This window comes from Edaphobacter dinghuensis, from assembly GCF_014640335.1.
GTDB classification, from domain to species: Bacteria; Acidobacteriota; Terriglobia; order Terriglobales; family Acidobacteriaceae; genus Edaphobacter; species Edaphobacter dinghuensis.
This window is the reverse complement of sequence record NZ_BMGT01000003.1, coordinates 137,503-158,265: the sequence shown is the minus strand read 5'-3', so window position 1 is coordinate 158,265 and position 20,763 is coordinate 137,503. Positions and strand designations below refer to the sequence as shown.

16 protein-coding genes are annotated in these 20,763 nt (G+C 56.7%); 9 read left to right on the top strand and 7 right to left on the bottom strand.

All coding sequences use genetic code 11. The features are described 5' to 3' along the window. Positions 1 to 31: 31 nt before the first annotated feature. Both lon and IEW09_RS12515 read right to left on the bottom strand, forming a co-directional pair. Positions 32 to 2,482 carry an endopeptidase La gene (gene lon, locus IEW09_RS12520; protein WP_188554565.1) on the bottom strand — a complete coding sequence of 817 codons (2,451 nt, stop codon included), beginning with the start codon at positions 2,480 to 2,482 and terminating at the stop codon, positions 32 to 34. Between the two features lie 260 nt (positions 2,483 to 2,742). Continuing rightward, a complete protein-coding gene (locus IEW09_RS12515; protein WP_229739288.1) occupies positions 2,743 to 3,573 on the bottom strand; it encodes a prephenate dehydratase in 831 nt (276 codons plus the stop codon). A 138-nt stretch (positions 3,574 to 3,711) separates the two neighbouring features. Here IEW09_RS12515 and IEW09_RS12510 point away from each other — a divergent pair, with 138 nt between their 5' ends. Beyond that, positions 3,712 to 3,861, top strand: a complete 150-nt coding sequence (locus tag IEW09_RS12510; protein ID WP_121472057.1) for a lmo0937 family membrane protein — start codon at positions 3,712 to 3,714, stop codon at positions 3,859 to 3,861. A 64-nt stretch (positions 3,862 to 3,925) separates the two neighbouring features. Next, entirely contained in the window at positions 3,926 to 4,273 is a 348-nt protein-coding gene (locus IEW09_RS12505) for a CsbD family protein (protein ID WP_188554564.1), read from the top strand. Between the two features lie 54 nt (positions 4,274 to 4,327). Here IEW09_RS12505 and IEW09_RS12500 read toward each other — a convergent pair whose 3' ends face one another. From IEW09_RS12500 to IEW09_RS12480, 5 genes are all read right to left on the bottom strand, one after another. Then, the gene (locus IEW09_RS12500; RefSeq protein WP_188554563.1) at positions 4,328 to 5,194 is read right to left on the bottom strand and encodes a UbiA-like polyprenyltransferase; all 867 of its coding nucleotides are present in this window, start codon (positions 5,192 to 5,194) and stop codon (positions 4,328 to 4,330) included. Positions 5,195 to 5,262: 68 nt separating this feature from the next. Then, a complete protein-coding gene (locus IEW09_RS12495; RefSeq protein ID WP_188554562.1) occupies positions 5,263 to 6,069 on the bottom strand; it encodes a BON domain-containing protein in 807 nt (268 codons plus the stop codon). Positions 6,070 to 6,156: 87 nt separating this feature from the next. Next, the gene (locus IEW09_RS12490) at positions 6,157 to 10,548 is read right to left on the bottom strand and encodes a translocation/assembly module TamB domain-containing protein (RefSeq protein ID WP_188554561.1); all 4,392 of its coding nucleotides are present in this window, start codon (positions 10,546 to 10,548) and stop codon (positions 6,157 to 6,159) included. Then, complete coding sequence (locus IEW09_RS12485; RefSeq protein ID WP_229739287.1) at positions 10,545 to 11,318, bottom strand: peptidylprolyl isomerase; 774 nt, start codon at positions 11,316 to 11,318, stop codon at positions 10,545 to 10,547. The genes IEW09_RS12490 and IEW09_RS12485 overlap by 4 nt, the downstream gene beginning before the upstream one ends. A 1-nt stretch (position 11,319) precedes the next feature. Next, positions 11,320 to 14,565 carry a POTRA domain-containing protein gene (locus IEW09_RS12480; RefSeq protein WP_229739286.1) on the bottom strand — a complete coding sequence of 1,082 codons (3,246 nt, stop codon included), beginning with the start codon at positions 14,563 to 14,565 and terminating at the stop codon, positions 11,320 to 11,322. 249 nt (positions 14,566 to 14,814) lie between these two features. Here IEW09_RS12480 and IEW09_RS12475 point away from each other — a divergent pair, with 249 nt between their 5' ends. The 7 genes from IEW09_RS12475 to IEW09_RS12445 all read left to right on the top strand — a co-directional run bounded on the left by IEW09_RS12475 (position 14,815) and on the right by IEW09_RS12445 (position 20,746). Beyond that, positions 14,815 to 15,897: a ThiF family adenylyltransferase gene (locus IEW09_RS12475; protein ID WP_188554560.1), complete on the top strand. Its 1,083-nt coding sequence runs from the start codon at positions 14,815 to 14,817 to the stop codon at positions 15,895 to 15,897. A 195-nt stretch (positions 15,898 to 16,092) separates the two neighbouring features. After that, a complete protein-coding gene (locus IEW09_RS12470) occupies positions 16,093 to 16,734 on the top strand; it encodes an RNA polymerase sigma factor (protein WP_229739285.1) in 642 nt (213 codons plus the stop codon). Continuing rightward, entirely contained in the window at positions 16,731 to 17,030 is a 300-nt protein-coding gene (locus IEW09_RS12465; protein ID WP_188554558.1) for a hypothetical protein, read from the top strand. The genes IEW09_RS12470 and IEW09_RS12465 overlap by 4 nt, the downstream gene beginning before the upstream one ends. Positions 17,031 to 17,604: 574 nt before the next feature. Beyond that, a complete protein-coding gene (locus tag IEW09_RS12460; protein ID WP_188554557.1) occupies positions 17,605 to 18,204 on the top strand; it encodes a shikimate kinase in 600 nt (199 codons plus the stop codon). After that, complete coding sequence (locus tag IEW09_RS12455) at positions 18,201 to 19,304, top strand: AI-2E family transporter (protein WP_229739284.1); 1,104 nt, start codon at positions 18,201 to 18,203, stop codon at positions 19,302 to 19,304. Before IEW09_RS12460 ends, IEW09_RS12455 begins: the two co-directional genes overlap by 4 nt. Positions 19,305 to 19,403: 99 nt before the next feature. Further along, positions 19,404 to 19,994 carry a hypothetical protein gene (locus IEW09_RS12450; protein ID WP_188554556.1) on the top strand — a complete coding sequence of 197 codons (591 nt, stop codon included), beginning with the start codon at positions 19,404 to 19,406 and terminating at the stop codon, positions 19,992 to 19,994. A gap of 29 nt (positions 19,995 to 20,023) precedes the next feature. Beyond that, entirely contained in the window at positions 20,024 to 20,746 is a 723-nt protein-coding gene (locus tag IEW09_RS12445; RefSeq protein WP_188554555.1) for an RsmE family RNA methyltransferase, read from the top strand. The last annotated feature ends 17 nt before the right edge of the window (positions 20,747 to 20,763 follow it).

Sequence of the window (20,763 nt, the reverse complement as noted above, 5' to 3'; positions counted from 1 at the left end):
GCCGCTCTATTGATAGGACTGCAAGACCGGCTTAGACGGCTGCCTGCAAGACCTCTTCCCGTACCTGCTCGTCGTGGACCGCCTCGCGCTTGGTATGAGGCAGAGCCACGGCCAATACGTCTTCGATGTGCGAGGCGTAGTGGATGGTGACCCCCTCGATCTGGTCGGGCGTGAGGTCCTCGTCCACCTGCTGTTTGCACTCCGTAGGCATAATGACGTCACGGACACCGGCACGTTTGGCAGCGAGGAACTTCTCCTTGATGCCTCCAACCGGAAGGACGTTGCCGCTGAGAGTAATCTCCCCGGTCATCGCCGTAAGCGGATGGATCGGAGTATTCGTCAGCAGGCTGACCAGCGCCGTCGCCATGGTTACGCCCGCAGAGGGGCCATCTTTGGGGATAGCTCCGGCAGGCACATGGATGTGCAGGTCGGCGTCCTTGGTAAAGTCCTCGTCGAGCCCAAAGGATGCCGCGTTAGAACGGACCCACGTGAGTGCGGCCTGCATGCTCTCCTTCATCACATCACCAATCTGGCCGGTGATAGTGAAGCCGCCTTTACCTTTCATACGGTTGGCTTCGATGAAGAGCACATCGCCTCCAGCGGGCGTCCAGGCAAGGCCGACTGCGACGCCGGGGCGCTTCGTGCGCTCGGCGATCTCAGTATCGACACGAACCTTGATGCCGCCAAGAAACTCGTGCACCGTCTCGGGCGTAATGACGACCTTGTCCGTCTTGCCTTCGGCCACACGACGGGCCACCTTGCGGCAGACCGTTCCGATCAGCTGTTCGAGCTTGCGGACGCCTGCCTCGCGCGTGTAGTGACGCGCGATCAGGTGCACGCTTGGCGTTGGGAACTCGACCATTGCCGGATCGATACCGTTCTCCTTGATCTGGCGCGGAATCAAGTAACGCTCAGCGATGTTGACCTTCTCCTCCTCGGTATAGCCGGTCAGCTCGATGATCTCCATGCGGTCCAGCAACGGCGCAGGAACGGTATCGAGCTGGTTAGCCGTGCAGATAAAGAGCACCTTCGAGAGATCGAACGGCTGGTCGAGATAGTTGTCGCGGAACGTGTTGTTTTGTTCCGGGTCTAACGTCTCAAGCAGCGCGCTGGCGGGATCGCCACGGAAGTCGCGGCCCAGCTTGTCGATCTCGTCGAGCATAAAGACAGGGTCGTTCGTCTCGACGCGCTTCAGGTTCTGGATGATCTGGCCAGGCAGCGCACCGATATAGGTACGGCGATGGCCACGGATCTCCGCCTCGTCATGCATACCGCCCAGCGAGATGCGCGAGAACTTGCGCCCCAGCGACTTGGCAATCGAACGCCCAAGCGAGGTTTTACCCACACCCGGAGGCCCGACAAAGCATAGGATCGGCCCTTTCATGTCCGGCTTCAAACGACGGACAGAGAGATAGTCCAGAATGCGGTCCTTCACCTTCTGCAAGCCGTAGTGGTCCGCATCGAGAATCTCCTTCGCCTTGGCGATATCGATCTCGCTGGCCGAACTCTTTGCCCACGGCAGCACAGCCAGCCACTCCACATAGTTGCGAGTGAGACCGTAATCGGCAGCCATGGCGTTCATGCGGCTGAGGCGGCTAAGTTCCTTGAGGGCATCTTTCTTGACCTCGTCGGGCATCCCGGCGTTTTCGATCTTCTCTTTCAGCTCGGCGATGTCCTTCTGCGAGTCGTCGAGATCGCCCAACTCCTTCTGAATGGCCTTCATCTGCTCGCGCAGGTAGTAGTCGCGCTGCGACTGCTGGACGGAATCCTGCACCTCGCTCTGGATCTTGTTGCGGAGCTGCTGAACCTCAAGCTCCTTGGCAAGATGCTTGTTAATGCGCTCCAAACGTGCCGAGACATCCGGAGTTTCGAGCAGCTCCTGCTTGTCCGTCGTGGTGAGAAATGGCAGGGATGAAGCGATAAAGTCGGCCAGACGGCCCGGCTCCTCGATATTGATGGCGATGGTCTGGAGATCGTCCGACAGCGTAGGCGACGAGGTCACAATGGACTGGAACTGGCTGACCACATTGCGCTGCAGTGCCTCGGCCTCAGGAGAGGTTGCGGGCTCGATCTCTTCGATCGTCTCTGCCTCGGCCATCATGAAAGGAGTCAGCTGCGAGAACTCACCCAGATGCACACGCTCGTTTCCTTCGGTGAAGACGAAGAGGCTCTGGTTGGGCATTTTGACGACCTTATGGACGGTCGCGCGAGTACCAATGGCATATAAGTCGGCGGGTTGCGGCGTGTCCTGACGCGCGTCGCGCTGGGCCACCACAAGGATGGTCTTCTCTTCGCCGAGCGACTGGATGAGCTGGATGGAGCTTTCGCGGCCAACCGTCAGAGGAAGAACGGCGTGAGGGAAGAGCACGGTATCCCGGACAGGAAGAACCGGGACAGGGCTCTTGGCTACGATCTGTTCCCCAACGGTTTCCCCGTTTTTGGATGCCTTCGGTTGAATCACACTTACGAAATCATTTGACATTGAGTGCCCCTCTATCAGATTACCAGCTATTGGATGCAGCAAGTATTAATCTGGTCGCAACCCGACATCTCTGCCCTGTAAGACGCCGTCTGACCTCTCTCCGTCATCGGCGTAGCAGCTTTATTCATGAGAGAGTTGCGGATTTCCATCCACTTGCAGCACCTGCAAGCGGAGAACACCGTCAGCAATCGATACACTATTGAAAATAAACAGCTTATTGAGCTATAGAGTGCAGTGGCATAAAGCCCTGCATTCACAGGCTAGGCAGCCTTATAGCGGCCTAGAACTTTGACCATTCGACAGTGATTCCGTATTGCAGCGATGGCGGCATCGGCTCTTTCTGCGTCTTCAAAGCGGATATCCACGTAGAAAGCATACTCCCAGGGACTACCGGGGACGGGGCGGGATTCAATTTTGGTCAGATCCATGCCCGCTTCGGCCAACCTCTCAAGCACAGCTACGAGCGTTCCGGGACGGTGTTCGATGGTGAAGGCCACGCTCATCTTGTCTGCTCTCTCGAGCTCAACGGTGTCCGGCGCAGCGTCATCGCGACGGATCAGGTGAAAGCGAGTGTAATTTTCGGCGTGATCTTCGACTCCGGGCAGCAGAACCTCTGCGCCGTACTCTGTGGCAGCCAACACAGGAGCGATGCCGGCAACATCGCGTAGACCGGCCTTCATCAGGTGCTTTACGCTGCCGGCGGTATCGTAGAACGATACAACTTCAAACTCCGGGTGGTTGGCCAGAAAGTGGCGGCATTGCGACAAGGCCACCGGGTGCGAGATCACCTTGCGAATGTCAGCGAGCTTTACGCCGGGCATCGCGATCATGTTGTGACGAATGTGCATCAGGCTCTCGCCCTCGATGCGTACGGGAAGCTCCAGCAGCAGGTCATAGTGCTCGGCAACCGAACCATGCAGGCTGTTTTCGATGGGCAGCACCGCACCGTCAACCTCTCCTGAGACAACCTTTGCCAAAACTTCGGCAGATACGCTGCACGCAACAATCTCTGCGTTCTCCAGCATCCGGAGGGTCGCCATATGGCTGTTCGACCCCAACTCTCCCTGAATCGCAATCTTCAAATCAGACACCTCAAAAATCCTATTTTAGTGCCCTCTGGCAACCTCGCTCTTCTACCCGGCAACTTACAAAAAGGCCATGTGCAATTGCAGCGATTGATTGCGAACGGCAGAAGCGGACGCCGGAAATCACTTTCAGGAGAGCGACCAATGCTTTGGACTATCACAATTATTCTCTTCATCCTCTGGATCGTAGGACTCGTCAGCAGCTACACGCTCGGCGGCTGGATTCATATCCTTCTGGTCCTCGCCATCATCGTTCTCATCTTCAACCTTTTATCCGGCAGACGGGCTCTTTAGCCTGTTCAACGAACAAGATACGGCCCTAAAACCGGGACTGGAACGGGAAAAACGGAGCCATCTCATGAACAAGGAAAATGTAGCAGGTAAATTTGACCAGGTTGCAGGCAAAGTAAAACAGAAAGTCGGAGAAGCTGTCGGCGACCAGAAGCTTGCCAACTCGGGCGCTGCACAACAGGTAAAAGGCGCAGCAAAAGAAGCCTGGGGCAATGCCAAGGACACAGCTGCCGCTGCCGCCGATAAAGCACGGGCCGAGAACCACGCAGAGGGCGCGGATCTGAAGCAGCGCGCCGACGACAAAGCCCACGATATTCGCGAAAAGATTACTTCCACTGCACAGAACGTCAAGGATAAGATCAATGCCAAGCTGGATGACGTGCGACATGACCTGCATCACAACGATGCACGTTAGTCCACTAAACTTTAGCCAAGCAGCCTTAAAGCCCACCCTTGCGGTGGGCTTTTTTTATCGTCGCAGCAAAACATCCGCAGCCACAAAGCCGAAAAACACAACAGAGATCACTCCGTTCAGAGTAAAGAAGGCTGCATTCATGCGGCGCATGTCTTTCGGCGAGATGATCAGGTGCTCATAGAGCAGCAGCAGCGCTACCAGCGCCACGCCAAACACAGCAACCTTGCCCAAACCGAAGAGCACAATCAGCCAGCACAGCAGCATGAGCATGCCGAGGTGCATGATGCGCGCAATCCAGAAGGCCGCGCCGACGCCAAAGGACTGAGGAACACTGTTCAGGCCGACTTTGCGGTCGTGCTCAAAGTCCTGACAGGCATAGAGCACATCGAAGCCGCCCACCCAAAGCAGCACTGCGGCAGTAAGCACAACGATGCGGAGATCGAGCGAGCCACGCACCGCGATCCACGCCGCCGAAGGAGCGATTCCCAGGGCCAGTCCCAAGACGAGATGAGACCAGCGCGTAATGCGCTTCATGTAGCTGTACGCCAACACCACGATCAACGCCAGCGGGGCAAGTTCGAGAGTGAGCTTGTTCAGCATCGCCGCGCCCACCGCGAAGACGACGACAGATATCACAACAAAGCCGCCTACAAAGTTACTGCTTAACGCTCCAGCGGGAATGGCGCGCATAGAGGTTCGCGGATTTGCTGCATCGAGCCGCGCGTCGACCAGCCGGTTGAACGCCATCGCAGCCGAGCGCGCCGCTACCATGCAAACCACGATCCAACCCAGAACACGCAGCGGAGGCCAACCATCCGCTGCTAATACTGCGCCCGTAAGCGCAAACGGCAAGGCAAAGATCGAGTGCTCCCACTTGATCATCTCCAGCGTTACCGCCGTACTCTTCCACAATGAGGTCATTCCTCTATCGTAAAAGAGGTGAGGCCACGCCCGCACTGCGAACGTGGCCCTTTAGCTGACGAGCGCGACTATTTTTCGCTCTGGGCAGGGGCTCCGGCTACTTGCAGGTTATTGACGACCTTGAAGACTCCAGGGACGCCATTTGCGCGAATACCGGCGATCTCCTTGTCCGACTGGCTATCCACAACACCGGACAAGGTCACATTTCCGTTGATGACGGTGATCCGAATCGGCTTCGCCGGGTCGAGTGCGTACTTATTCAACTGTGGCGCACCGTAGATGGCGCGCGCCTCGGCCAGTCGAACACGATCATCCATCGGCGAGACCGGTGCTACGTTGATGTTGTCGACCACGTCCTTTACGCCGGGATAATTCGACACCAGGCTGACAGCCGAATCTCGATCGACCGGGCCGTACGCCGTGCCGCCAAGGCTGACCACGCCGTTCTTTACGCCAATGGTGAGCGCATTGAAGGCCGTGGTGCCATAGCCCACGCGGTCGTAGGCCAGCTTCTCCGCCAATTTGTTACGAAGGGTTGCATCATCGACGACCGGGCCGCCTATCTCGATCAGGTTCTGAACGCTCTTCACGTTTTTGACGCGGTGAGCCCGCTTGTCCGCGTCCTCCTTATCGCTGTAGACGTCGACCGTACCGTGCAACGTCACCATGCCGTCCTGCACGGTACTGGTTATTCCCTTGAACCGCTTATTGCTCAGTGCTTTCGTCAGATTTGACTGAATCTGTGCATCGTTTGCGTTATCTGCTGCTGTAGCAGCGGCTGGCGTCTGCGCCATACCTCTTACCGCAGGAGCGAGCAGCAGCACGCACGACAACCCGAGGACTCCTGTAATCTTCATGCTCTTCAACACGGACATCGGTCTTTCCTTCCGGTGAACCGGCCTTACCTCTCCAGTCCACGGTCTTTCAATAATGAGATACAATCCAGACATCTGGCTCAGCAGCTAACGATATCTTTGCCGCAGCTTATACACAATACTGAAGACGCCCGACTCATCGCGGGTCACCACAATCGACATATTGTGATTGAGATCGTATTGCAATTGAATCAATTGCTGCGCTGAACTGTTGACGTTGGTGGCAAAGGTCGCCGTGATCTGCTTGGAGAGTTGCTGTTGAACGGTGATTCGCGCCGCCGAGTTTCCCAGCGTTCCCACGAAAGCGGGATCGATCTTGACGCTGCCGACACCGAAGAGCTTCTCCACGCGATTGCTGACAGTCGCATTCAGCGCACCGCCCAGCAACGCGCTGGTTGTGGGATCGGTACCGGCCTGTGCCTGTTTCTCCTGGTAGATCTGAGCCTCTTCCTGCGTGCGTCCCAGAGCCAGCAGCGCAAAGACATCGGCCTCGCTCAATGGAGGCTCTGACCTGTAGGTGGGCTTCAGGTTGGTCATAGTTCCGTGCAGGCCGACGGTAATGTCGTAGTTTTCTACCTGCGCCGTGGCGTCGAGATCGATGATGGGATCGATGCGTACCGGATTGGTGAAATAGATATCGCCGCGCTGCAGTTGGTACTTCGTGCCGGCAAAGGTTGCGCTGCCATCGGTGATCTGGATGCGTCCCAGGACGGACGGAGTCGCCACAGTTCCGCGAATCGTCAGGTCTACCGTTCCGGCGAGCTTGGCATACGAGTTCTGAAAATCGAGCTGAGGCGAGCTGGTGATTCGAACATCGAGGCGAATTTTGTTGGAAAGTGCGTTGGGATCGGGAGGCGCGCTGATTCCTCCGGTCGAAGAGAAGGCCGCCAGATCGATATCCGGGCCGATACCGAAACGAGTGAGCAGCACCGTTCCAGTGAGTTGTGCGCTATCTGCCGATCCCTGCAGCCTAAGCTTCGTGGTCGCAGTTGCGCTGAGACCGTATAAGCGCACCCGAACGACATCGCCGGTAGCAGTGAGATCGGCGAAGAGGCCGTTACGATAACGGATGTAGCCACCAATCTTCAACTGACCGCCACCGGTAGTTGCCGTCAGGCTCTGAACCTGCAGCCGGTCTTCGTTGAAGACGAGCGTACCGTTCATCTTGTTGAGGCCGTTCGGAATCCCATCCATCGCTATGTTTACGTCGTCGAACTGCACCTTGCCGGTGAGAGCAGGATTCTTCACCTGTCCGCCGGCGGCAACGGTGAACTCGACCTTGCCGCTGGTGATCAGATCAGAGCGGAAGGTATGCAGCAGAGCCATGCTGACGCTTCCGCTGCCCTTCACGTTCAGCTTGCCGCCTTTGGGATCGGGCGAGCCAAAGAGCTGGGCCGTTCCGCTGAGCTGTAGATTCGTATCCTGCCCGGTGATATGAATCTGTTCGAGCGTTGCCGTGCCATCGCGCAGGCTGGCCTTCAAAGGCTCCGCTGCCTTCAGTTCAATTCCCTGCAGCTTCACGTCAACCGGATTGAACTCAGCCGTCCCGCTAAGCTCTTTCGGAGTTTTGAGCGGCCCATTCACTGTAATAGTGCCGTTGATGGCCGACTGCGCCTTCAAGGCACTGGAGCCGAACATCGCTAACGGCTTGCCGATATCGAGACCAGTAAGCGTCACCTTTGCCTGAGTCTGATAGTCGCCAGACAGTTGCACCTGGCCGGTAGCATCCAGCTTCGCACCCACCATCGTTGAGGTAGCCGTAAGGTACATCATCTGGCCCTGCGTATGGACATTGGCGACTGCATCGCCCATCGGTTGACCTTTGACAAGGATGTCAGCAAGCTTCAAATCTGCCTTCAGCCCCGGCTCCTTCAACGTACCGTTCGCATCGGCGAGGACGCTCAGGGTCGCGTCAACATCGGGATCAGCCTGGCGCACGGTGTCGAACTTCGATAGCTGAAGATTCTTCCCTTCGACATGACCGTGCAGATGTTGCGATTCCATGTCATAGCCGCCGTTACCAGCGATCTGCATGCCATGAGTCTTCAACAGCAGGTCAGTCACTTCCATGTCCTGTCCGTGGACGGACAGATTAGCGATCGCGGAGTCGTATGGCTCTCCATAGGCGACACCCTTCGTTAAGGAGAGGTGTCCGCTGCCATTTAGGTCTTTCAATGTCCCCAATACATGCGCGTCTGCAGCAACGGTTCCTGTAACCGGGATATTTTGCTGCTGTCCTGCGATCTGAAGAAGGTCTGTCATCTGAGCATCGGCCAATTGCAGCTTTGCGTTGATCGACATGCCCTCGTCCCACTCGTACGTGGTAACCCCGCGATGGGAGACTGCCTTCCTCGGCTCCAGATCGCCCGCCACATTCAACACCGCAGTGCCGCGCTTGATAATGGAGCTTGCCACCAGTATCCCCGAGTCCGGCGAATACTCGGCGTCAGCTACCAGCGAATCGATTAGCGCGTCGGTTGTGCCGATCTTTGCCTCAATGTTCTGAGCCTCCAGATGGCCCTTCACATCAAGATCGCGCACCGCGCCGCGCGCTGTTCCATTGAATTGCAACGCGCCGTGCAGGACAACAGGAATGGCAGCTACGCCCTTCTTCCCATTGCCCTCCAGTCCCAGCGTCAGGAGTAGTTGGTTATATTCGCCAAGATCGCGCACGGTCATATCGACGCGCAATGCCGTCAACGGATCGCCTTCGTTGACGCCAAGCACGCCACTCGCATCAATGTTTGATTGCGGCGTCTGTATGGTCACGTTCTGGATCTGAACCGTCTCGTTGGTTCCTGAGTAGTGCGCCTTCGCCTGCCCGGTCACCGGAATATCGGAGAGTGCTCCTCTGCGATGAACGCCGGTCGGCGAAAACTTCAGGGTGCCATCGGCAACCACGGTGTCGGCGATATCCTTCGCCGGGCCTCCCCATTCCATCTTCACGGGACCGCTGACTGCTGTATCAAAGCCAAGATCACCATAGTTTTCGGGCGCCGTAATGTCCATGATCGTTCGCAGCGGAATTCTGTTGATCGTTGCAGACAGATAGGCATGGGCGGAGACCACTTGTGGCAATGTCGTCTTTCCGGTAATCGGAGCCTTCGCACCAATCGTCTTTGCAGTCGTATTTGTAGTAGCAATAGCAGCCTTCGTCGTCGGCGACGTGGCAGATGCATCCGCGGGAACTTCCCCCAACCAATTGGAGATGCGCAGATCTCCCGTCGCGCTTCCGCCACCAGGAAGATATCCGGTCATCGCGGTCAGTAATAACTCTGTCGGCGTAATGTGCAGCTGCGAGCTACCGTCGATATCGTGCAGGCGGACATACTCATCGCGATAAGCAGCCTTATGGATCTTCGCAGAACCCACCAGCAGATACCCTGCAACGCAATCGGGATCGGGCGGCAGAACCTTAGTGTTGGTCTTGGCATTCGACTTGGGATGGAACCGCTGCCAGAACCTGGGGTGTTTCTGAGCGACCACCGGCGATGTATTGCAGCTATGGCCATTTAAATCGAGGTCTACAGTACCGGCCTTCAGCCCATCCACACCGCTGAGCACTGCAATCTGATTCAGCTCCAAAGTTCCTTGTACTCTTGCCTGCCAGGCCGGATGAGCAAAGTTCTGAAGGCTGGCACTCGCCTTCAGGTTTGATGCCTTCCCGGTATGCAGAACAAGGTTCTTCAGCTCGGCCACATTTCGGCCCACCTCGGCCTCGACATGCAGCGTCGAGTCCGCCTCTGGCTCTTTGCCCAGCTTCGTCCGCAGATCCTTGAGATCGACCGTTGCGCCATAGTGATCATTAGCCGCAATGTAATGCACCTCCGCATCCACATCGCGAGCTGCGAGATCAAACGGAGTCGCGCGGTCGTTCAACAGGAAGACACCGTTCGCCAGCTCAACCTGCTTTGCCTTCAAATCCAGAAGGGTATCCATCACCGGCTCTTTACTTGTGCTCGGATGTTTCGGCACCGGTTGGTTGGTCTTCCCATTCTTGTCAATCATCAGATGGACCTGCGGATGATCGACCCGCAGAAAGTTCAGGCTGATGTGCGATGCAATCCCGGTTCCGGCCACATGCGAAAAGAAGCTGAAGATTTTGACTCTAACCTGTATCTTGTCCGCAGAGAGATACGGCGCTTCTCCCGGCCCTTCGAGCCCATGAACGACAAGGCCATCCGCTTCGATAGCAAGATGCCACAGCTTGAAGCTGATCCCCTTCAGCTCGACACGACCGCCGGTCGCATCTTCCAGCACATTCACGACTGCTTTGTTCACCCGTTGATTGAAATCAGGCGTCGTCGAATACCATGAGAACACTCCAACAAACACGAGCAGCAGGACGCTGAAACCCGCAACGGTCCATGCGATGGCATGGGCTACTTTTCCGCCGAGCGAACGCTTCACAGTGGCAAGCTTCTTCTCAAGCTTTTCCTCGATCCTGTCCGGCAGCGGCTTCTTCTCTGCGTCGCTCACGGAGCCACCTCGCCGGGCCTCATGATGCGCACCCTTCCCTGCGCCCGCAATGATGTCAGCCAGTCTCGCAACAAGTTACCAACCTGCTGCTGCAACAACACCTCTTCAATTCGCGGAGAGATCGTCTCGAGTTTCGGAGGAGTTACGTGACGCTCTGCGTACTCCGGCAGCATCGTCTTCTCGTAGTAGTTCTTGATGTCCTCATCCGAGATCTGAATGCCATTGCGAAATCGCACCTCGATAAACCGCAACAGCTCCATGCGCTCTCGCCAACGCTTGCGGAACTCCTCGAGGGTAAATCCGTGGGCATTAATATATTTTTCCCAACCCGCGTCGGTCTCGCAATGATATTGCTTGCACTCCGGAATGTCCTTGCGCAAGGTCATGAGCTGAGCATCGAGCTCTTTGTCCGAGATGGCAGTCTCCGGCTCCAGCTCCGCTTGTTGCAGAATCAGCAATCGATCGATAAGCCGCCTCACGGTGGATTCGCGCGAGCGGTTCTCATCGGTAGTCCGATAAGGTTGAATCTCCTCGAACCGCATCTCTTCATCGACATCGCTCTCAAGAATCAAATCGCCGTTCACGATTGCGACAACACGGTCCAGCACGACTCCCTGCCCTGCACCGGGCTGAGTCGCAGCAGAAGCCTCGGACGGCACTGCCGCTTTCTGGGCACACAGATACGAGCTCTGCACCAACGCGGCCACCACAACCAGCGCTCCGGCGCCTTCGAGCCACCACATCCTCGCATTGTGTTTTTTCGAATGCATTCTAGAAGCTTTGCCCAATACTGAAAAAGAAGTTGAAGTGGCCCGCATGCCCGACATGCGGAGGACTGTTATTGAAGTCAGCTATCACCGGATAGACCGGGGGGTTCAGGTTGTAGCTGAAGTCGACACGAACCGGCCCGACAGGAGTCTTATAACGCGCACCGACACCCACTGCGTGAGAAAAATAATTGAAGCTGCACGTGCCTACATTCGACGACACATCCGAGCAGGTTCGATTATTCGGCTGGTGAAACCGCAGAAAGCTAGGGAACATGTCACTGGCATTCTGAAATACGTTGCCCATGTCGTGAAACAAGACAAAGCTGACACTGTTGCCGACATAAGGCAACGTCGGCGGCGGAAGACGCAGCTCCAGCGAGTTTACAAACGCCGCTTTTCCGCCTACCGGAAAGCCCGTCTGCAAATCTCTCGGGCCGGCTGCATTGATTCCAAAACCGCGATGCGAAGATGCTCCACCAGCATACAAACGCTCCGGTAATGGCACCGCATCGCAACTTGGATTCGTCGTCAACAGATCGCCTTGGCATACAGGGCTGCCGGAGTTAGGGTTCTCTCCTGATGCTCGTTCATAGCCAATGCGCGTGCTTCGTGCCAGCACATACTTCTGCTTGCCAAACTGGTAGTAGCTCGAATTCGTTCCATCGAGCTTGTAAAAGTCGGTCTGCGAACCGAACTTCGACGAGGCGAGAAACGCCTGGACAGTGGTATACGATCCCTTCACGGCGTCGAGCGGACTAGGCGATCGCGTGTCATGAAACCATGTAATGCCAGGACCGCCTACGCGGACAGGCTGCGAGAGCAATGGAATCAGGTCAGCCGAAACCTGCAGGCTATTCGGATCGACCTTGACCCTGCGGTATTGAAAATCGTAGATAAACGTGTCGGCGCGTTTTACCTTCTCGGTAATGCGAAAATCACCCTGCAAGGTCGAGGAAGCGAACGTTGTAATGTCCTGCACATTGGAATATCCGCCCGAGACGCTCGCAGAAATGTTCTTTGCACCAAACAGATGCGGATTCTGAAATGTCAGCGTTGCAATCTCCTCCAGCAATCCATAAGACCCATGCAGCGTCACCGAGTCTTCCGATCCGCGAAGATTAATCCTCGATACATCGATTGAAACTCGCGGGCTGATTCCTGCTTTGCCTTCTTGCGAGTAGTTATTGCACTGGTCGAGAGGTATTCCCAACTGAATGCACGAAGCCTCTGAGATCATGCCTCGGCTCGGCGTTCCCGTTTGCGCCTCAAACCCAAATCCATAAGTCACGTTCCAGCGCTTTGCTTCGGTCAACTGTACAAGCACATTTTTGGTCGGCGCATCTCCGGAGGGATTCTGCACCGCCGTCACGACCTCGTTGAAGAGTGCCATGTTGTATAGATTTCTCTGCGTCTGCAGCAGCGCGCTCTGGTCGAGCGGGTCGCCGGGGTGCACCCGGATACTTTTTTCAACTACCTTTGGCTTGGTCTTTTCAATTCCCGACAACAGCACATGGTTGATAAAGACCTGCGGGCCTTCGGTGACATTGAGTGTCACATTTACCTTGTCAGGGTCAGCAGTATTGTCCTGCTTGACTTCGATCCTGGCTTGATCAAACCCGTGGCTCAGGTAGTATCCCAGCACCGCGTCGCGGTCGCCAGAGAGCGTGACCAGCGAAAAGGGCTGGCCCTGCTGAGAGTTCATGATCCCCTTTAATTCATTCATCCGGCTGGGATCGACACCCGCCAACTGAATCGTGCCGAATTTCTGCTGCCTTCCTTCCACTACCGTATAAGTCACGCGAATCTGTGCAGACTTAAGAGGCTTGCCATTCGCCGCGTCGTCAACGTCCTGCACATCAGTCGTCACCTTCGCCTGATCGAATCCATTGGCACGATACAGAGCTTCAATGGAGTTAACATCTGCCGTCACCAGCGAAGGACTGTACCTGCCGCTGCGTTGATAGGCGTTGGATTTCTGCACCTGCATTCTTTCGCGCAGCAGATCGGTGGAGAAATATTTGTTGCCCTTGATATTGACCGCGATCACCTTGTGCTTGGCCCCACGATCAACCGAAAAGACAACGCGCTCTGACGGCGTATTCTGCCCGACCACGCGAACCTTTACGCTTGAGTCGAAGTATCCACGCTGCTGCAGATAGTCACGAATGTTGTAGACCCCCTCGTTCAGCAGGTCATTGTCGATGGTTCCTTCTTCATAGATCGGAACCAGCAGATGAAGGCGGCTCTTCGCGAGTTTTACTCCCTCCACTACGATCTTGACCACCGGTCCCTGGTTCGCGTGAAAGTTATAGTCAAGCTGCTTGCGCACCGGAACGTAGCTCTGTTTCTGTAGCGTCACTACAGCTTCCAGATGGTCCTTCTTCTGATACCGAGATCGTAGCTTGGTCAGTGCATTGCTGGTCGTATCGCGAGTGACTTTTTTCCCGGTCTTCAGTTTTCCTGTCTTCTTGAACTGCTCAAGAGTCATCCCAGGATCTGTGCCCTCCAACTGGACCTGCCCGATACGTGCCTGCGGCCCCACGTCCACGGTGTAAGTCACGTTCACCTGCTCACCGGCGTTATCGGTCACAGTCTTCACGGAGACTTTCGGCTGGTAATAGCCTTGCTGCTCCAGCGTCTCGGTAATCCCATCGGTTCCATCCTGTACCGCAGACCTGGTCAGCGCAGTCCCCGGATTGAGCTTGGTCGCGTACTCCAGCAAAGAGGAGAGTCGCTCGTTCTTGACTCCTGCAATCGTTACCCGGCCAACGTAATAACGCGGAGACCCTGCAAAGATCAGTGTTACCTCGTTACCGTGCCGCACACCTCGTACCTCGACGTCACGATATCGCCCGCTGGCAAATAATCTCCGTACGCTCTGGCGGACCTTCTGCGGATCGAACGGTTCACCCGCCTTCTGCGCAAGCTGGCCCGGCAGTTTGTCGGTCGCATCAAAAGTCACGCCCTCAAATTCAATTTTGCTGACCTGCAAGCCCTTCCACTGCCACACTGTCGTCGTAAGTCCGGGGCCAATATCGGCGAGCGAGGAGTTAATCCGCTGCTGCGCCTGCTCTGGAGTCTCCGCTCGAGAGGCCTGTGGCACGGCCAACGGATTTACCACCACTGAGGGCGTCTGCGCCCCATCAGTGACCGAAGCGGCCGAGTTCGGCGGAGGTACGTCCTGTGCAAGGGCAAGGCCGCATATCAGCATCAATGCTGCAAAGCATTGAGTCGCCGTAGCGCACACTGCACCTCCTCTCCGTCGAATCAATACCCCACATCCTCTCTTAAGCCAAAACGACAAGCAGACCCCGCCATTTCCCCGTTTTTCTCTTAACCAGAACAATACTGAATACTTGCCGGAACAACGTAAAGACTTGCCCTGAACAGGTTTGGATGCCAAAAGCTCCTGCGATGTCGGCTAGCGCTACGCAACCATCCACGCATTCCCTATACTACGAAAGAGCACGCCATTTTAGCGTGCATCGCTTTGATCATGCCCGAGTCTTCCCTTCAGCCCGTCGCTCCCCTGATTCCCTCTACGGCCATCTCCAACGAAGACCGCTACTCCCGTCAGATTCTCTTTTCCGGCATCGGCGCATCAGGTCAGCAAAAGCTCGCTTCGGCTCATGTCGCAATCATCGGCGTGGGAGCCACCGGAGCCGCTACCGCATCGCTCCTCGCCCGCGCCGGTGTAGGCTCGCTCACGCTCATCGACCGCGACTTCGTCGAGCCATCAAACCTCCAGCGCCAGGTGCTCTTCGACGAGGCAGACGCGCTCGAATCGCTGCCCAAGGCCGAGGCCGCTCGCCGCAAGATCGCGCTCTTCAACTCCGGTGTCGTCGTCCACGCTCGCATCGCCGATCTCGTACCCGCCAATATCGCAGAACTCCTTGGCTCCGCAGACCTCATCCTCGATGCCACAGACAACTTCGAGACCCGTTATCTCATAAACGACTACGCAGTTCAGCAATCGAAGCCGTGGGTCTACGCTGCCGCCATTGGCGCTTACGCTGCCACAATGAATATCCTGCCCGGCAGCGCATCACCCGATCCCACGGCATGCCTCGCCTGCATCTTTCCCAAACCGCCTACCGGTCCGGTCGAGACCTGCGATACCTCCGGCATCCTCGCCACAGCCGTCAATCTCGCAGCCTCCATCCAGGTCACCGAAGCCCTCAAATTCCTCACCGGCCAGTCCAACCTCATGCGCCGGTCTTTACTATCTTTCGACCTGTGGACGAACGAGCGCTCCGAGATATCGACCCGCCAGCCCAATCCAGACTGCATCGTCTGCGGTCAGCGCGTGTTCAGCCATCTCGCCGGCGAAGGCCGTCCCCACATCACACTCTGCGGGCGCAACTCCGTCCAGATCCACGAGCATCATCGCCCCGTCGACTTTGCCGCCATGCGCGATCGTCTCTCACCTCACGGACAGGTTCGCTTCAACAATCTGCTGCTCCGCTTCGAACGCGCCCCTCATACCCTCACACTCTTCGCCGATGGCCGAGCCATCATCCAGGGCACAACCGATGTAACCCTCGCCCGCTCACTTTATGCGCGCTTCATCGGGTCATGACAGCACGTAGCCGAAACGCTCGCGAACTCCTTTGAAATCCGTCTGTTTAAAGGGGGCACACAACCTTTCTGCCGCGTTCTTCCTCAAACCTTAGGAACCTGAAAATCCCTCCGTTTGCGATAAGCTTCAGGCAGGCGATGACGAAGCGATGCACAAACATGGAGTTCAACCCTCATGGAGCAACAAGGCCTACGAATGACTGAGACGAAGCCCGGGCCCAGCCTGTTCAAACGAAATCCTCCGATTGCCGGGGAAGCCGAAGCAATCGAAAGCGCCAAGTCAGGAGACGCTGAGGCGTTTTCGAAGCTCTACGCGCTTCACAAGCGCCGCGTCTATACCCTTTGCCTGCGCATGCTCGGCAATGTCTCCGAAGCCGAAGACATGACCCAGGAGGCGTTCCTCCACCTCTTCCGCAAGATCGGCAGCTTTCGCGGCGAGTCGGCTTTCTCCACCTGGCTGCATCGCCTCACCGTCAACCTCGTCCTGATGCATCTGCGCAAAAAGGGCTTGAACCTCGTCTCCCTCGAAGAGACGATCAACCCATCGGAAGACGACGCACCCAAGCGTGACTTCGGCAGCCGCGACCCGCAGCTCGCAGGCTCCGTCGATCGCGTCGCGCTCGAGCGTGCCGTGGCCTCGTTACCGCCCGGCTACCGCATGGTATTCATTCTCCACGACGTCGAAGGCTTCGAGCATAATGAGATTGCCACCATGCTCGAATGCTCTACCGGAAACAGTAAATCCCAGCTACATAAGGCACGACTCAAGCTACGCGAACTGCTTCGTCAACCCGAACAGTCTATCCAGCAAGCGGGCCTCAAGGAGGCCGCTCAATGACTTCGCAGAATTCCAATTCAAAGCCACACGCCCATCTCTCCTGCGCCGAGTTTCAAGAGCAGCTCCCCGATCTCTTTGCCTCCGGAGGCAACGGCGTTCCCGAAGATCCCGACCTCGTCGAACACCTGAAGACCTGCGAAAACTGTTCGGCCCTCGTCCGGGACCTTCAATACATCGCCGATCAAGCCAGTCTTCTGCTGCAACCCACCCTTGAACCAAGCGACAATGTCTGGAAGAGGATTCAGGAAGGCATGGACTCGGAACGTGTCCACGCGGACTCTCACCGGCCGAAATAACCATTCAGAACCGTCTTAGTTTGCTGTCAAGACCCGAAAGCGCGGCAGCACTTCGTCTTGGACCACTAAAGCATTGCAATCAAACGATTTATACGTCCAAAGGTAAAACCGGGCAATCTGCAAATTAGTTTCACTCCATTCGTTACACTTAAAAGCATAGAGTTTTTCATGTCAGGCCCAGCATTCGTGTTGGGCCTAAATCTTTTAGAAACAAGACTTTGCCCATAACTCACCTCGATACAAGACTTTAACGAACACCTTCCCGATAAAGTCTTGATTTCAGATACTTTACTGACTAGGTATAGGGAGGGGAGTACCTCCCCAAAAGTCAGAGGTAGTTCTTGCAACCATTCCAATGCCCGTGTATGGTGAACTGATCATGTCGAGCGGCTTACAGTCCGTCTTTTTTAGCTTCCGCTACTGGCCCGTGATTGCGGCCACGCGGAATCCTCGCATGACTCTCTGAACCAGACACCCCTTCAGAGTCTTCGAACTTCCCGAGCCGCGATCCCCAAAGATCGCGGCTTTTGCATGTTTGCTACCCAACCAGACCGAACTAAACTAAAGGAGAACCATGACAACCAAGCAGCCAGAGATACTGACCGAAACCGGGACGAAACCCGCCATCACGCCTACGATCCCGCCGCATCTTCGACGTCTGGTTCTCACCGGATTCATGGGAGCAGGCAAGTCCACCATCGGCCGCACCCTCGCCTCGCGTCTCGGCTGGACCTTTCTCGATCTCGACACGCACCTTGAGCAACGCACCGGTGCCACCATTCCCCAGCTCTTCGAGCGTCACGGCGAGGCCCGCTTCCGCCGTCTCGAATCCACTGCACTCGCCTCCGCGCTCGCCCATTCCAATACGGTCCTCGCACTCGGCGGCGGTACTCCCGAAGGCCTCACCAACCGCCTGCTGCTGGAGCAGACACCGGCAACCTTCACCGTCTTCCTTGATGCCCCCTTCCCGGTCCTGTTCGACCGCTGCATCATGCAGGGCCTCTCGCGGCCAGTGCTGGCCGATCCGGATGCAGCCCAACTCCGCTTTGCTGCCCGCCATCCGCTCTACGTCCGCCTTGCCCACCTCACCATCGACACCACCTCCATTACGCCAGAGGAGACCGTCGACTTTCTGATCGCTGCGCTGAATCAAACTCCGCACTATCGCCTTTGAACCGCTGCGCGCAGACTATTTGCATCCAACTCTGTCAGCACCCCAGGAGAATAACGCTGGCCACCTCGACGCCTGATCTTGATCCCGGCAACAAAGAATCCCGCAAAGCTGTACGCGGTCACATACTTTTTTGCATCGGCATCCTGCTTGCCCTCTATCTGGCCTGGCACCTGCTCAAAGAGCTGGAGATCATCTACGTCAGCGCCCTCTTTGCAGTCGTGCTGACTCCGGTTGTCACCAGCATCACCAAGCTGAATCTTCGCGGCTACCATCCCTCGCGCGTAGTGGCTCTCATCCTTCTTATCGCCGGAGCCATTCTTGCGCTCACCCTCTTTTTGACCTTCGGCCTGCCGCCGGTGCTGCGCGACCTCAAGGAGTTTTCAACCGAGCTTCCCCAGCGCATTCCAGCGACCGTCGAACGCATCAACAAGCTTCCCTTCGCCACCAAGTTCAACGTCGATTCCATGATCCAGCGCGCGGAAGGCGCGCTCACCGAGACTGCCAGCTATATCTTCACCTCGCTGCCCGCCTGGCTCTCGCATGTCTTCGATATCCTTACGGCTGCCTTTCTCTGCATCTACTTCATGCTGGAGGGCGAATATGCTTACCGCTTTTTTCTCTCACTATTTCCCTATCAACAGCGCGCTCGCCTCGACAATACTCTGCAAAGAGCCGATCTGAAGATCAGCAAGTGGCTCTTCGGCCAGGGACTGCTCATGCTCATCCTGGGCATCTCCAGCACCATCGTCTTCGGCATTCTCCACGTCCGCTACTTCCTTCTATTGGGTGTTCTGATGGGCCTGTTCAATATCATCCCCATCGCCGGCGGAGTGATCACCATCGTCCTCGCAGCCGGCGTCGCCGCCCTGGACTCGTGGACCAAGATGGCGGGAGTCCTGATCTTCTACGCAATCTACGTCAACGTCGAGAACGCGTTCCTCACCCCGCGCATCATGCGCTCCAGCGTTAATTTGATGGGACTGACTGTACTGATCGCTCTGCTCTGCGGAACGGCTTTGGCCGGTATCGTGGGAGCTCTCGTCGCCGTTCCGACGGCTGCCCTGATCAGCGTTCTGCTCGACGAGTACGCCGTCCAGTAAAACGATTTCTACGCGGTTTCGAGGTATACATACTTTAGTGTAGTTGACGCACCCAAAAAATCTTTCTCGACAGCATTTTCCCTTGCTATCCTCAATCGAGTGAGCGACTTAAAATTTGAACAACACGCACATCGAAACCTGCTTGCTCCGGTACTGATTGCATTCCTTCTGCTCGGTATTATCATCGCGCTTGTCATTCGGCACACCCCAGGCCAGGCCGTGGACCTCACCATTACTCACACGGCGATCTACCCGACGCATACTGTCTTCAAGTCCGACACCCACGTCGTAGGCAGCGATAAGGCCGAAGATAACCTCTACGTGCTCGCCAATCTGCGCGTCGACGACCCGCTACACCTTCCGCTCTTCCTCAAAGACTTCACGGCCACCCTCACCACCGCCGACGATCAGCAGATCACCACCAGCGCTGCCGAGGTTAAGGATCTGCCTAACATCTACACGAGCTTCCCCGGGCTCAAGCCACTCGCTTCCCCTCCGCTCCGCCGCGAAACCCTTATCTCACCCGGCACATCGGTTGAAGGCATGGTTCTCCTCCAGTTTCCCATCACGCTGGACGTCTGGAACCATCGCAAATCCGCCATCCTCAACGTGGACCTCTACCACGGCGGAGCCTTCCCTATCGCCATTCCCTTCAATACCAAGACTGTCTCTACCAACTTCGATCAGTAATCATTCAGGCCATCGGTAATAATTAACGAATGACCCGACGCCGCTGGATCGCCGACACCTGGACCCCAACCACAGCTTCCCTCACCGGCGATCAGGCCGCCCATCTCGCCCGCGTACTCCGCGCCGAACCCGGTCAGATCTTCGACGTCGTGGCCGGAGGCTTTCTTCATCGCGCCGAGATCACCAGCGTCTCCGACCAGGAAGTCCTCTTCACCCTCCACGAAGAGCTCGAAGCCGACGCCGCGCTTCCTCTCCGCCTGCTGCTGGCCGTCTTCAAGTTCGACCACATGGAGTGGGCCATCGAAAAGGCGACAGAACTAGGTGTAGCTCACATCACCCCAGTCCTGGCGCGACGAAGCGAGAAGCACCTTACTCTCGCCGCCCCCAAACGGGCCGAACGCTGGCGCCGCATCGCACTTGAGGCCTCAAAGCAGTCCCGTCGCACCGATATCCCCGAGATCGCCGCTCCAATCACGCTGAAAGCTGCCCTCGAACAAGAACAAAGCCTAACCCGCATCCTGCTCAGCGAGACCGAGCAGGCCACCCCGCTGGCCGCAGCACTCGCATCCGTTGGACCTACGGGTTATGAGTCCGTCGCTCTAGCCATAGGCCCCGAAGGCGGTTGGACTCCCGAAGAGATGGCCTTCTTCGCCACTCACAACTGGACATCCGTAACTCTTGGCCCTCGCATCCTTCGCGCCGAAACCGCAGCCATTGCCGCTATCGCAATCGCGTCATCCTGCATGGCCTGACTTACAAATTAATGACC

Bases quoted from the DNA above. Each gene is read 5' to 3' on its own strand.
- lon (WP_188554565.1), bottom strand. From the start codon at position 2,482: ATGTCAAATGATTTCGTAAGTGTGATTCAACCGAAGGCATCCAAAAAC.
- IEW09_RS12510 (WP_121472057.1), top strand. From the start codon at position 3,712: ATGCTTTGGACTATCACAATTATTCTCTTCATCCTCTGGATCGTAGGA.
- IEW09_RS12505 (WP_188554564.1), top strand. From the start codon at position 3,926: ATGAACAAGGAAAATGTAGCAGGTAAATTTGACCAGGTTGCAGGCAAA.
- IEW09_RS12500 (WP_188554563.1), bottom strand. From the start codon at position 5,194: ATGACCTCATTGTGGAAGAGTACGGCGGTAACGCTGGAGATGATCAAG.
- IEW09_RS12495 (WP_188554562.1), bottom strand. From the start codon at position 6,069: ATGTCCGTGTTGAAGAGCATGAAGATTACAGGAGTCCTCGGGTTGTCG.
- IEW09_RS12485 (WP_229739287.1), bottom strand. From the start codon at position 11,318: ATGCATTCGAAAAAACACAATGCGAGGATGTGGTGGCTCGAAGGCGCC.
- IEW09_RS12475 (WP_188554560.1), top strand. From the start codon at position 14,815: ATGCCCGAGTCTTCCCTTCAGCCCGTCGCTCCCCTGATTCCCTCTACG.
- IEW09_RS12470 (WP_229739285.1), top strand. From the start codon at position 16,093: ATGACTGAGACGAAGCCCGGGCCCAGCCTGTTCAAACGAAATCCTCCG.
- IEW09_RS12465 (WP_188554558.1), top strand. From the start codon at position 16,731: ATGACTTCGCAGAATTCCAATTCAAAGCCACACGCCCATCTCTCCTGC.
- IEW09_RS12460 (WP_188554557.1), top strand. From the start codon at position 17,605: ATGACAACCAAGCAGCCAGAGATACTGACCGAAACCGGGACGAAACCC.
- IEW09_RS12445 (WP_188554555.1), top strand. From the start codon at position 20,024: ATGACCCGACGCCGCTGGATCGCCGACACCTGGACCCCAACCACAGCT.